This is a genomic window from Bacillus sp. ISL-46 (assembly GCF_018613205.1).
Genome location: NZ_JAGGQR010000092.1, coordinates 1 through 13,531, shown reverse-complemented (window position 1 = coordinate 13,531; position 13,531 = coordinate 1). Strand labels below are relative to the sequence as shown.

Annotated in this window: 16 protein-coding genes; 2 read left to right on the top strand and 14 right to left on the bottom strand. The window is 33.6% G+C overall.

Annotation, left to right across the window (positions count from 1 at the left end; all coding sequences use genetic code 11):
- Positions 1–85: 85 nt before the first annotated feature.
- The 6 genes from J7E67_RS29075 to J7E67_RS29050 form a co-directional block, all read right to left on the bottom strand.
- Positions 86–1,003 (bottom strand): CPBP family glutamic-type intramembrane protease, encoded by a 918-nt coding sequence (locus J7E67_RS29075; protein ID WP_214718578.1) that lies wholly within the window; start codon positions 1,001–1,003, stop codon positions 86–88.
- 618 nt (positions 1,004–1,621) lie between these two features.
- Positions 1,622–2,260, bottom strand: a complete 639-nt coding sequence (locus J7E67_RS29070) for a hypothetical protein (protein WP_214733359.1) — start codon at positions 2,258–2,260, stop codon at positions 1,622–1,624.
- A gap of 112 nt (positions 2,261–2,372) precedes the next feature.
- Positions 2,373–2,825: a YoqH family protein gene (locus J7E67_RS29065; protein WP_214733358.1), complete on the bottom strand. Its 453-nt coding sequence runs from the start codon at positions 2,823–2,825 to the stop codon at positions 2,373–2,375.
- A 256-nt stretch (positions 2,826–3,081) separates the two neighbouring features.
- A complete protein-coding gene (locus J7E67_RS32195) occupies positions 3,082–4,020 on the bottom strand; it encodes a DMT family transporter (protein ID WP_214733357.1) in 939 nt (312 codons plus the stop codon).
- A 250-nt stretch (positions 4,021–4,270) separates the two neighbouring features.
- A complete protein-coding gene (locus J7E67_RS29055) occupies positions 4,271–5,164 on the bottom strand; it encodes a DMT family transporter (protein ID WP_214733356.1) in 894 nt (297 codons plus the stop codon).
- Positions 5,165–5,292: 128 nt separating this feature from the next.
- Complete coding sequence (locus J7E67_RS29050) at positions 5,293–5,865, bottom strand: prolyl-tRNA synthetase associated domain-containing protein (RefSeq protein WP_214733355.1); 573 nt, start codon at positions 5,863–5,865, stop codon at positions 5,293–5,295.
- Positions 5,866–5,993: 128 nt separating this feature from the next.
- On the opposite strand from J7E67_RS29050, the gene J7E67_RS29045 reads away from it, so the two are divergent.
- Entirely contained in the window at positions 5,994–6,884 is an 891-nt protein-coding gene (locus tag J7E67_RS29045; RefSeq protein WP_214733354.1) for a LysR family transcriptional regulator, read from the top strand.
- 350 nt (positions 6,885–7,234) lie between these two features.
- Here J7E67_RS29045 and J7E67_RS29040 read toward each other — a convergent pair whose 3' ends face one another.
- The 3 genes from J7E67_RS29040 to J7E67_RS29030 form a co-directional block, all read right to left on the bottom strand.
- Entirely contained in the window at positions 7,235–7,741 is a 507-nt protein-coding gene (locus tag J7E67_RS29040; protein ID WP_214733353.1) for a CBO0543 family protein, read from the bottom strand.
- Positions 7,742–7,905: 164 nt separating this feature from the next.
- Positions 7,906–8,463, bottom strand: a complete 558-nt coding sequence (locus J7E67_RS29035; protein ID WP_214733352.1) for a CBO0543 family protein — start codon at positions 8,461–8,463, stop codon at positions 7,906–7,908.
- Positions 8,464–8,705: 242 nt separating this feature from the next.
- Positions 8,706–9,170 carry a hypothetical protein gene (locus tag J7E67_RS29030; RefSeq protein ID WP_214733351.1) on the bottom strand — a complete coding sequence of 155 codons (465 nt, stop codon included), beginning with the start codon at positions 9,168–9,170 and terminating at the stop codon, positions 8,706–8,708.
- A gap of 485 nt (positions 9,171–9,655) precedes the next feature.
- On the opposite strand from J7E67_RS29030, the gene J7E67_RS29025 reads away from it, so the two are divergent.
- Complete coding sequence (locus J7E67_RS29025) at positions 9,656–10,576, top strand: DMT family transporter (RefSeq protein WP_214733350.1); 921 nt, start codon at positions 9,656–9,658, stop codon at positions 10,574–10,576.
- A gap of 255 nt (positions 10,577–10,831) precedes the next feature.
- Here the strand turns inward: J7E67_RS29025 and J7E67_RS29020 are convergent, their stop codons facing one another.
- The 5 genes from J7E67_RS29020 to J7E67_RS29000 all read right to left on the bottom strand — a co-directional run.
- Positions 10,832–11,341: a DinB family protein gene (locus tag J7E67_RS29020; RefSeq protein ID WP_214733349.1), complete on the bottom strand. Its 510-nt coding sequence runs from the start codon at positions 11,339–11,341 to the stop codon at positions 10,832–10,834.
- 557 nt (positions 11,342–11,898) lie between these two features.
- Positions 11,899–12,048, bottom strand: coding sequence for a hypothetical protein (locus tag J7E67_RS29015; RefSeq protein WP_088090641.1), 150 nt, complete (start codon positions 12,046–12,048; stop codon positions 11,899–11,901).
- Between the two features lie 240 nt (positions 12,049–12,288).
- Positions 12,289–12,504, bottom strand: a complete 216-nt coding sequence (locus J7E67_RS29010; RefSeq protein WP_053348812.1) for a hypothetical protein — start codon at positions 12,502–12,504, stop codon at positions 12,289–12,291.
- A gap of 166 nt (positions 12,505–12,670) precedes the next feature.
- Positions 12,671–13,189, bottom strand: a complete 519-nt coding sequence (locus tag J7E67_RS29005; RefSeq protein WP_214733348.1) for a YfiT family bacillithiol transferase — start codon at positions 13,187–13,189, stop codon at positions 12,671–12,673.
- A 134-nt stretch (positions 13,190–13,323) separates the two neighbouring features.
- Positions 13,324–13,531, bottom strand: a 208-nt coding sequence (locus J7E67_RS29000; protein WP_214733347.1) for a hypothetical protein, incomplete at its 5' end; no start/stop codon positions are given.

The following is a 13,531-nucleotide window of genomic DNA, read 5'->3' as shown; positions in this document are numbered from 1 at the left end:
TATTGCCTTTTTTCCTGAATTACAGAAGTTTATTTTCATGGTAGTTTAAGTACAATTATTCACAATGATATCAAAGGCTTGTAGTTTAAGTGTGATTAATATCTTTTTTATCCTGATATCGTTTTAGAGTTACAAAGACTAGTATTCCAAACGATAAAATAGTCCAAAAAAGATACATCTTCGTATAAAGACTCGAGAAAGAGTAGTAATTAGGGAAGAACTGATAACGGGTAAAACCCAGCATTGAGAGAACACTAATATATAAGTAATAGGAAAATTTAGCACCTATTGCTATCTCCAAACTATTAGTTGTAGCGGTTATATACGATAAAAGGATTCCTATAACAATATAACTTAAACCCGTATAAACAGGGTCCAAATCCATGAGATAAGGATCGAAATAAATAAGCAATCCTCCATTGATAAGACCTGCAATAATGGAGAGTACAATCATATTACTAACTTTTGAGCCAATCCACTGCATTAGGTAACTTCTTAAATAGAACTCTTCCATCAATGTTTGAATAGGTAAAAAGATGATTAATATCCCTAATACCTTTAAAAAGAGTTCCATGTTCAGTCTATTTAACCCATAATCACTTGGGAAAAGTAAATAGTCAAAAAATGTTGTTACACACATAGGTAACAATAAAATGAAAAACCCCCACCCAATCTTCCTCCAATTCACCTTTTTATTTGGTGTAATCAAGGTAAGCACACTTCTCCTATGAATCAGCAGCATAACCAACGCAATACCAATTAAACAAAAAACATTGTAAAGTTGAAGGAAAGAATAGTTGATATAAGGATTAAACGAAATAGCTTGGTCTAAATCAGGACTATAATAACTAGCAGCATTCCCGTCGTGCTCTACATACCACTTGTAGAATTGCGTAGATAATTTATCACTTAATACTAAGATGGTCAGTAGTAGCAAAAAAGAAATGATGTAATTCCACCATTTATTAATACCCCTATTAGTTTTAAAAAAATTCTCTTCCAAAAGTTATTCACCCCAAAAATGTAATGATAAGAAGAACTGTATCTTTGTATTAAGATTCCTTTAAAGAAAATATTCGTGGTTATTTTTCAAAACACCTTGTTGTTCAACTATCCTGCTACCGTTAGCACAATAAGAAAAATGGATCGCCGAAGCCATCCCATCTTTAACATAATCCCCTGTTAGTTGAAGAAGTAACATCCTATTCTATGATTTTCAAAAGAATCTAAAGATTAAGCATTAAACATACACCAACCACGATTAAAGCATAAGAGAAAATAAGTAAAAATCCTGTTGTATCTAAAGCGAAATCCACCATTACTGCAGCAATTACAAGAATTTTAACCCAAATACTCTCATTCTTCTAACTTTTGTATGCGGTTATCATTAACCATCCCAATATAATAGTTCCTATTACGACCATAATTAAACCAATTATTCTTATTGTCATAAATTTTTCCTTTACATATTTTAAGTTATTTTTTTAATTCATTTTTAACTATTCTGCCCCGTTAGCTGAATAAGAAAAAGCCACTAAAAGTGGCACCGGATCTTCAACTCATGCACCCGTTAGCTAAATACCTATTCAAATTTATTTCATTTAATCTCTTATATTTGCCCTTATTTTAATGTCATGCCCCATTCTCTTTCCCAACTACGTAATAAAACATATCGCTGTATTCCCTTTGTTTTCAAAAGAGCGTTCCGTGCATGAATAAATGCATCTTCTTTCCGATTCTCTTTAACCAAAAGTTCTGTTGTTAATGCTTCCCGCATCCAAATTTTCGGATTTTGTTTAATATATGACCGAGCACCTTCAAAATCATTAATCAAAATCGAACGGGCTGCTTGGTAATAGAGAGTAAACGCTGACTTTCTCATACCGCTTAACAACTTTTCCATTTCTTCTGTTCGTTGGTGAAAATAGGCATGAATTAATTGGTGCTGTTTTTTTATACTAGGCAGGTGAAAACCTTGATTGATTTTTCTAATGGACTCGTCTACATCTTTTTCAATTCCATTAGCAAGCCCATAATAAAATCTGTAAAAAGGATTCTTTTTATTATTTAAAAGAATTTGTTCTATTTTTTCGGCATCACCTATTCCCCAATATAATCGGAATATCGGAAATACAAGGAAGTATGCAACAATAATAATGACGAAAAAGGAAACAAGAGGTTCAGGAAAGTCTAAAAAACCCCCTATAAAGGAAATTACGAATCCAAAAATCGTCGCATATACTAATGATAACCAATTCATTTTTTTCTCCTTTTATTTTGTCTTTTCTAACTATACTGCCCCGTTAGTATAATAACTTGAACAAAAATAAGCGTTAATCCTTCTTGGATCAACGCAGCTGTTAGTTCAATAACTACTTACAGTATTTGATATTACCTCTTAATCTACTTGGTCCCAATTTTTCAGTCTTGGAATTAGAAAGACGCACCTGCACTTCTACATTTTCCATTTCCGCTGTAATTTCATCAAATCTTCCAGCCCAAGTTGGACTATCTTTTTCTTTAGTAGGATAAAGCCTGAAACGCCAACTAATTTCACGAGGTATAAAAGCAAATCCTTCATAGCTATCGTAATTTCCAAAAGAGGATGGTTCAGGAAGATGTACCCCTAGAATACTTATATTAGTTCGTGCAAAACTTGGTGGGCGTAACTGCACTTTATAAACCAATGCTACCCCCTTTGCATTTTTAAGTTCTTTATCAATTGATTCCAAAACCATACTACAAGGCATAGTTGTCGCCTTTGAATATGAAGGGAAAATAACAAAAATAGAGACAATAAATATCACCAAAACAAGTTGTTTCATATAACACCTCTGATTAGGGGTACCGGTGAATAATAATTGGAGGAGGAGAATTAAAAATGAATCCAATCGTTGGTCTGGATGTGTCAAAAGGTAAAAGTCAGGTTCAAGCATTATTGGTTGGTTACGTGGTTAATTATTTTGTTTAATGGTCGTTCTTTATTTTCATAAAAAGTGGTTTATTAATATCCATAACAATCATTCTGCGCAAGGTTGAGAAATAAAAACCTCAAATTGCAAATGCCAGGAAGAGTGTAGGTTATCCTACACTCTTTTTTGGATTATTAATCCGTATATGCTTTTTCGCCCATAGTTTTTCAGTATAACCTGTCCCAAATAAAACTCCAGCCACAATAAACACAAATCCAAATAATTGTGAAGCTGTAATTGTTTCATTTAAGAAAAGTACGGAGAATACAAGACCAAAAAACGGAACAAAGTTATCAAACAAGGCGGCTTGCCCTGCCCCTATCTGCTGAATAGCTCCATAAAAAACAATATACCCCACTCCTGTTGACACCACCCCTGACACGATAAATAAAAAGTAAATAAATAAAGAGGCAGAAGTCATTTCATTGACTCCCCTAGGTTCAGTTATAAAACTGATGATTAACAAACCAACTGAGCCTGCTAGGGACATTATTGTGGTTAACTGTTTTGAATCAAGTGTTTCTGTTGCTTTTTTTACGAAAATAAAACTAATGGCTTGGACCAACATGGCAATAAATAAATACAGTTCTCCTTTAGATAATTGCATACTAATGAATGAACCGCCTTGAATAAAAAAGACACCGGTAAATGCAAGAATAATACCTATCATTCGCCACCTTGTTAATTGCTCACCTAAGAAGAGTGCGGCAAGTATTGCTGTTGTAAGCGGTACTAATGCGAGGATTAAAGAAGCATTAGAAGCATCAATCATTGTTAAGCCTACTGCTATAAGCGAGTGATGTAGAATGACACCAAATAACATTCCTAGCAGTGTATAAATCCATTCCCTTTTCGATAAACGACGAAAGGATTTTCCAATGACGATTATGATTAATGCTGTAATCCCAGCCATCATAATTCGAAATGCCGTCATTGTTTGTGGAGGTAAATCTTCCACCAATACTTTAATTATAACAATATTGAGTCCCCAAATAGCCGTGACAAAAAATAATAAACCATATGTTAGTAATAATCGTTTTTGATTCACAAGTTCCCCTCCAATTTTTCTCTCTGTATAAAATAATAATGGTGATGTTTTGTTCTAAGTATAAAAATACAAAGAACAGTGGGTTAAACTAAAGTGACTTTTGTATATGGTCTTTGAATAAAAAGAAAGTAGCAGCAAGCGTTGAGATGAACACAAAAAGCCAGAGTGAATGAAGATATTAATAAAGTTTAGTTATTATAGATAACATAAAATAAGAGCAGTGGTGAAAAATGCCCCACTGATCTTATCACTATTTCGATAAAATTTTTGTGCTCTGTTTGGATAATCTAATAAATTTAGTTTCACTAACAAATGTAGAACCCAACAGGAGTGCACCACCCAGCATTTGAATAATAGTCATTTGTTCTTGGAGGATAATTGCAGAAATCAATATAGCTACAAATGGGTCTACATAACTTAGCATAGCTATACTCTGGCCTTTTAATTTTTCCATACCAGAGAAAAATAACCAAAATCCAATCCCTGTATTGATAATCCCTAAAATTAAAACAAAAGGAATGGAAGAACCTGATACTTCTAAGATACCAAAGCCTTCAGTAAGGAAAACATATGGCATTAGGAGTAAAGTGGTTGTTCCAAGCTGAATGATGGTCAGCTCTAACTTTCCCATATCTTTAATAAATTTATTTAAAAGCAATAACGCAGCATAAAATGCAGCTGCGATTAATCCAAAGGAAAGTCCAAGTATATCATCAGATCTGGATGCACTCACGCCTTCTCCTACAATCATTAACATACTTATGATCGCTACACCAATATACACAATTTTTTTAATGGATAACTGTTCCCGAAGTACAAAGGGAGAAAGAAGCATCACAAACACAGGTGCAAAGTAATAACCTAGCGTAGCATTGGCAATTGTCGTATGGTCATACGATTGATAAAGAAAAATCCAATTTCCTCCCAATGCGATACCTGAAAGAATCAAAAATAAAGCATTAGATTTAACTAAATTCCATGATATTTTTTTCTTAATCATGAAGAATACTAGCAGTAAAAATAAGCATCCTAGGAAACTGCTTAGTAAAGCTCTTTCGCTCGATGATAGATCAATGTATCGAACAACTAAACCAATTGTACCGAAAATAATCATTGATAATATAAACTGAATTTTAGATTTCATCGTCTACTCCTACTAATCTGCGAAACAGCTTATATTTCGCAGATTCTTAATCCGTTTTTAATATAAGTGATCACAAGACCTCAATAATATTCAAGGGTAGCAATACTTCACCGATTTGTGCGTATGCTTTAAATAAAGATATCCAGTTTACTCCCATCTTTTTGCATTTCGATCACTTTCGGAATGTGCTTTGCATAGGTTAGGAAGTTATTGACGATCAGCTCTGTTTTGACCTTCATATATCCGGTTGTCGTTCCATCACTACATCCATACCACTCTTCCAAAAGCACATCCTTATCGAAAACCACCTGCACAAGATTTTCCCTGTCCATTAAAACACCAAATACAGTAGCAGCTCCGATTTTTACACCCAGAATTTGTTCCATTAGTTCCGCAGGAGCAAAGGAGACGCGTGATATGCCGAGTGCATTGCTGAAATCTTTTGCTTTGAATGGTTTATTTGCGGTCGTTGTAAATAAATAAAATTCTGTCTTTTTACTATTGCAGAGGAACAGCGTTTTTACCATTTTCATTTCCAATTTTTGATTGATCTCAATACAGTCCTCCATTGAAATTGCTTCATCTGTACTCACTCGTTCAAATGGAATCTGTAACTTTGTCAATGATTCATAGACCGTTTCTTGTAGATGAGACTTGTAGCTGTCTGGAGCTTTTTCCATAATATCACTCACAAAAAACATCGTTTTACACCTTTTCCTTTCCTAACTTGAATAATTAATAGTAAAAATATATCATAATCACATACATTACAAAAACGAATGTTTATCATGATATGTATGACAAAATCAGATAGGATGAGGAAAGAGATATGAATATCCAAAAATATATGGCATTTGTCAAAGCAGTAGAATTGGGTAGTTTTACAAAAGCTGCCGAAATATTGGACTATTCACAGTCTGGGATTAGCCGTATGATTAACGATTTAGAAAAGGAATGGGGGATTTTCCTTTTTGAAAGAGGACGTGCCGGTATCAATTTAACCTCGGATGGTTTAAAGTTACTGCCCCAATTAAAGCGAATTTGCAATGAGTATGAAATCTTAATGAAGCAGATCGAAGAATTAAATAATATGGAATCTGGGATGATTCGTATTGGGACATTTTCCAGCGTAGCATCTCATTGGCTCCCTAACATTATTAAAATTTTTAAGAAGGATTACCCAATGATAGATTTTGAATTTCTGCTTGGTGATTATACAGAAATTGAGAGTTGGATACTAAATGGGCGTGTTGACTTCGGATTTTTGCGGCTACCGACAAAAGCAGAACTTGAAACAATCTTTTTGGAACAAGACCGTTTGCTGGTAGTGATTCCACAAATTCATCCTCTTGCTAATTGCGAAAAGTTTCCCATCAACGGCTTATTAAACAGTCCGTTTATGCTGTTGGAAAAGGGGGCAAAAGCAGAAATCTCTGAAATTTTTGAGAAGCACCATATTACACCACATGTTAATTTTACAACATGGGATGACTATGCCATTATGTCTATGGTGGAAAATGGGCTAGGAATCAGTATATTACCAGAATTGATATTACAGCGTATTCCTCACAAGATTATAGCGAAAGAGCTTGAAGTTCCTGCTTTTAGAAATATAGGTGTTGCTATGAGAGAACAAAAAACACTTTCCCTTGCGTCCAAGAAATTTTTAGAATATTTATCATTTAGGAAAGTGAATGAGTATGGTGGATCAAATTGTTAAAACACACATGACAGCCTGTTTGAAATGTTTCAAATCATTGGTTCGCACCTATACCCTGGTCCGAACCTTTTATGAAACTGAAGAAAATATTCAGACAGGCAACAATGCATGTTATTAAACATATAAATCACTAAATCCTTAGCAAACCAATGTATAAATAATAATTCCTAATTGTTTCTGAAGATCCTTCTTGCACTAAACTCCCTCGTTAGTCGAAAAAGAAAAAAAGATCGCCGCAGCGATCATTTCTTAAGCTCAAGCACCCTATAGTTTAAGTACATTTTTTCACAATCTTTTCTTTCATAATAAAAAAAGGGTCGCCTCAATAATCCTTATTTTTCAACTAAGCTTTATTTCATTTCACTAATTTTCACATCAAAGATGCTTAAAAACGATACTATAATTATTATTGATAATAACCAAGCTAACAAAGGTCTTTTGTGATGAATAGGCAAGATAAAGAAAATAATACCTGTAAATAACACAGACCACCACATATTCCACCCATTATGGTATGTAATAAACCCAAACTTACTGTTAAAATACTCTGCACATAAATATATTCCTACCCATAACAAAAACCATAATGAACGTTTTTTCCAACCTTCAGGGAATCTCCCTAAATATACTAATACGGTTGCAGAGTAAGATACGACCATAGCTAAAATTGTAATCGTTGTATGGTTAGGTAAGATTAAATCGTGAAATAACCACATTGATTGTTTATAGAGTAGAAAGTTATATAAAAAATCTCCAATGATGAAGAAAAGAATTGTCGGATAATACCGTTTCCAATTCCTCCAATCTCCCCATTTAAACACTGCTATCATATAGAAAATATTAATTAAAATATACATAAGACCAATCCTTTAAAATGAGTATTACTATACTCTCCCCGATTACAGTAAATTATTAAAATGAGCTGGTTTAGCCTTATTTCATTAACCTGCCCCGTTACTTGAAGAAGAAAAGCGATCCTTCATTGTTGAAGCATCGCACCCGTTAGTGAAGGAAGTAATATTTATTCTTTGCCTTTGGAATGTGACTCAATTGAATTAACTTTTTGAAGAACCACTTTTACAAATATTCCAATTAATATATATAAAGGGACAGAGTATAAGTGATTCCATTTAATGATTTTGTATATCCCAAGCCATTGAAAGATATTTTCTCCTATATATGAAGCAAAAAACGCATAGGTTATAATTGCTAATATGTATTTTTTCCACGTAGGAAATCTCTGATAAATCATCGAGTAAATAAAGGGAACAATAGATAAATCAGCAGGGGTAAACTCATCTCTTTCTAATGGCGTTAAAGTATATGGATATATCCAAAAACCTAGAGATGTACCAATTTGGTCCAAAATGAAAGCAATTCCTGCTGTAATCAGCCCAACCAGACTTATTTCTTTTAACCGAGTTTTATCGACAAATCTCCACCATAAAAACAATGGAAAAATAACAACAAAAATTTCAAACCACCACTGATATGTAAAAACCACATCTTGAGTCCAGTAATCGAACCACAACTTTCGGAGGTAGTTATAGGTCTTTTCTATTTTTTGAAACCTGTCCATTACTCTCCTCCTCTTTTAATTTAAAAACTGACCGATATACATATATCCCTCGCATCTATAACAATCTTTTTTAATATTCCTCTCAATAAACCCAATTATTACTATTTCTTCTTCCACTAACCTGCACCGATAGTTTAAGTACATCTCTTCACAATCTCAATGGAGTAGAACCTATTGATACATAATTAAATCACCTTTAAATTAGACTTCATAATGTCTCATAAGACTTGTATCAAGCAAGTTTATAACGGAGTTCCATAAAACTTGGATTGGATATAATACCTTTCTCCATATTCATTACTTAAAAAGCCCACATTATAACTTTTTATATCTATTAGTTCCTTGAAAGTGTTAAGAATACTGCAATTCCAGTCAATATTATGGTTTTTATATGGATAATTGTCACTGTTGGGATTGAACGTATGAATAAATACTGCATCTTGTCCAGCGTCATTCAAGTTAATTAACACCCAAGATTGGTATGGTTTATTAAATGTTTCAAGTTCCTTTAATAAGTTATTGTATAAAGCCATATGTGCTTTTACATGTTCTTTTCTAAATCTCACACTATCATTACCAATTCCCCAAAAATCAAGATGTCTATGCCAAAAATCGAACCACTCATCAAGTTGAATGTCACATGTATTTACTTCTGTTTGTTTCCATAGTTCACGAAAATAACGTTTCTTTCCTCGGAATTTTTTCAATATATACCTCCTAAAGAAATTGAAATCTACAATGTCATTTTTGACAGATATATCCTTGTTCAACAATCCTGCGTCGTTAGCTCAATAAGAAAAAGCCGCCTCATTCGGCAGCTGGATCTTCAACTCAAGCACCCGTTAGTTTAAGTGAATTACTTCACGATATCCTCTATAATCATCATTTCTGCAATATTTTTTTAATTACTTATTAAAAACCTTTTCATAACCAATCCAGTAAACGGGGTCTCCCCTAAAACAAAGGTAATTGTTTCCACTTGTTTAAAGTGGTTTTTTCGATAAAAAGAAATTGCACCATTATTTTTTTCCCATACCGCAAGCCAAAATATATTCTTGGAAATGCGAACAAACCAGAAGACATCTATCAAGACACAGAGGCACTATTCAAGGCTGAACAACTTCGGGGAAAATTAAAATAATTCATAACGACAGTAAGAATAATAAAAACGAAAAAGGTTGGTCTGAAGTTAATGAGTAATCAAACAAAAGCTAATATTATGATGGTAATCGTAAATATTTTTTGGGGCTCTTCTTATGTTTTTATGAAGATAGGGCTTATGTCGCTTCAGACATTCAACATTATTTCACTTAGATTTTTAATTGCTTTTATTATTACAGGGTTCCTATTTTATAAACGAATAATGAAGGTTACAAAACAAGCGATTATCTCCTCATTTATACTAGGTTTTGCATTATTCGGGGTTTTTACATTTATTACATTTGGGGTTAGTATGACGTCTGCTTCTAATTCAGGATTTCTTGTAAGTCTTACAGTTATTTTCGTACCATTAATTAATTGCGTTTTAATTAAGCGTTTACCGCCTTGGACGATTCGTGTTGGTTTAGTTTTTACTTTGACTGGCATAGGGTTATTAACCATAGAACACTCATTCAGCATAAATCTTGGAGACCTTTTATGCATAATCGGTGCTTTTTGTTATGCGATTCACATCATATTAACGGGGAAACTAACTAAGCAAAATGATGCCCTAACACTTGGTATACTTCAATTAGGTTTTGCAGGTTTATTAGCAATGATTTGTAGTTTCGTCTTTGAAAACCCTTCTTTACCATCTTCTCTTAACCCGTGGATTGCTATCATAGGACTAGGTATATTTTGCAGTGCTGTGGGATTTGTTTGTCAATCCATAGCACAAAAATACACAACTTCAACACATATTGGGTTAATTTTTGCTCTGGAACCCATCTTTGCTGCTTTGTTTGCAGTTTTATTATTTGGGGAAGTTTTTACCTTTAGAGATTTTATTGGCTGTTGTATTGTGATACTTGGTATTTTAATTTCTCAAATTGATAAGGAATCTCTGTCTAAAATAAAATTATATTTTAATAATCAATATTCACGTAGAAATGGCGAGGATAATACAAAATAAAATAATTTCAATATGTGTCTTTAAACCCAAAAAAAATCAGCTAATTGAACTATTCTGCCCCGTTAGTGACATAAGGATTTTTAAACAACATTATTATTTTTTAATGACTTTATTGTAAATTAAACAACTTTATTATCTCTGTACAGTAGCGTCAGGAATATGCGGATTTACAACGTTAAGGAAGTTTCAATATTAAAAAACCTAATTTCTCAGCATTAAATGAGAAATTAGGTTTTTTCATTAATAGAAAAAGACTTATAAGTATTTATCACTAATCACTTTCATATGGTGTAACTCGTGCCCGACAATGCCATATGCAAAGGTACCTATCGAAACTGGGCTGTTCATTACAGTTCCATTACGATCCCACGCTGCATCATCAATGGTTGAAATAAGACTTAACGTGTTGGAGCGTACCGTGTATAAACCAGCTAGTAGCTGCTCCCAGGATAATTTGTTGAAGTTTGCCGCAGAAACGTATTGATCCTGATCCATTGCTGGGAGTGGTTCACTTTCATTTCGTGCAATGGCAAGCATTCGATACGACATCACACGTTCCACGTCGGCCATATGCCCAATCACTTCTTTTAAAGTCCATTTCCCTGGTGCGTACGCCTTCCTTGCTGACTCCTCTGATATGCTGCTCAAGAGGGTAATGGTCTTAGTTCGTTGCTTACTAAGTATTTCTTCAATATCTCCATCTGGCACAAGACTAACATACCTATCATACTCTGGATTTTCAATAGATAATGGTCGTGGACGCAAAAGAATCCTCCTCATCGGAATAGTTAATTATGGTTCTAGGCTAATATTCGACTGTCAAGAAGATATTTCCTTTATTTGATATTTAATTTCATTACCGCAAAATAATTGCAAATTAAACAACTTTATTATCTCTGTACAACTGATTTATGCAGTTAACATAATACAGATAATAATGGATTAATTCACTTTTTATTCCACTAACCTGCCCCGATAGTTCCATAAGAAAAAGCTGCCTTAAAGACAGCTCTGATCTTCAGCTAACGCACCTGTTAGTTGATTAAGAATAGTAGATTAATCTTTTAGAAAAATACTTAGTATTTTATGAGTATCCAAATGTTTTAAAAATTTCTGCTGGAGATTACTGGTGTATCCAAAATAACGGCTGGTCTATTGATTCTGCTACTGAAATTTTTAGTGAGGAATGGATATCTGATGACGAGTTTTTTGTCACCGAATCTGAAATTTATGGGAATAATAAACTCTATCATCAATTGAAAAAAGAACTTCGAATAAGAAAAACATAGGGAGATTTTAGTCTTCCTATGTTTTCATTCATATTATTTATCTGTTTGTTTTTGCTTCTTTTTCAAATACTCCGCACGTATTTTTTCAAGTTGCTGCTTTTTATCAAATTTGGCAGGTGTCTGTTTTTCATGAAACTTTGTCACAGCTACCTTACCTTTGGTATCCAATTGATATTTTCCCACTTTGTTCACCTACTTTTCTTGTCTTTAAAGAGAATCTATTCAACAAATATAATATACCTTATTTTACTGAAGTAAACCTTATTACTTTATTAGTGTACTGCTAACTTTGCATATATCAGTAAAAACATTAAAAACTTAGTAAAATAATTCATCGCCAAATGGTATTCATTTCATTGCTATAATCAAAATAAAATGCCTTGACACTCTGCATAAGCCTCAATAATTCTATTTCTTGTTTGTTCAGCTCTCTTCTAAAGGTCCAATTGTTCGGTAAATAAGGTTTAAAATATTAAAACAATCTAAGTCTACTCCATCTTTTAAATGGTTCTTAATGCTAATAACCATTACGTTCTCGATGATTTCAAATTTAGGTTTCTGAGGGGAAATATTGTTTTTTTTGCAAAGTCTTTTTACTACTTGTTTAAAAAAATCTACATCCCCAATATTTTTCTCCAAAAAATCACCCCTTGTTATTAACTTTTTTACTTATATCTATCTTAATCCAAATATTACCTTATTCAACTAACCTGCCCCGTTAGTCAATAAGAAAAGCCACCGAAATGGCAGCTTGATCTTAAACTCTTGCACCCGTTACTTTAAGTGTAATCGTTCACAAAGTCCATTACCAGCCCTTACGATTACACAAAGAAGTAATATGTGCAAGATGATGTCGCCCGTGCCAAGCGTAGATTCCTATATTTTTACCTACTGAAACTTCACCCGAATCTGGGTGGATAAATGTCTTTTCCATATCAGCTGGACTTAGACTACGTAAAAGGTTTGTCCAGCGTTGGTGCAATGCTTCGAGCAGAGATAGTGAAATATCAATTGGTAATTTATAATCAGAAAGTTCCGCCCATTTAGTTTCGTCGTACGGCTTAATTACAGGTTTTTCTTCTGTAAGAGCCAATTTAAAGCGAACGTAGGCATTCATATGACTATCCGCAAGGTGATGTATTACTTGTCGAACAGTCCACCCTCCTGAACGATAAGGTGTATCAAGCAGTTCATTATCTAAGTCTTTTACCGCATCTCGTAATAATCTTGGTAAACCTTCAATCTCATTTATCCAATCCTTTGTAATGCTGTTAGTAATCTCACCATTAAATTGAAATTTTCCAATTGGATATTTCATATCCATCTACTCTTCCTCCTATAAAGTCCCTTGTAATTTTTTTGGCTAGCTAAATGAAATGTCTAAAAATATGTAATACTACATCATTTCCTTTAATTCCTTTACACCTATATAAGTTTTCACCTAAACTGTTCGTTACTTCAGTAAGAAAAGCCACCAAAAAAGGCAGCTGGGTCTTCAACTATTGCACCCGTTAGCCATCCATGAATCGCTAAAAACCAGCTCTTCACCACAGAGAATGAAAATATTGTTAAACCGTCAATACTAATTCTACGGCTGGAGAGGAAGGTCGATGAACTATGGTGCGTTAGAGCCCATCCGTTAGTCTGACTCCAACGACCACGGTGC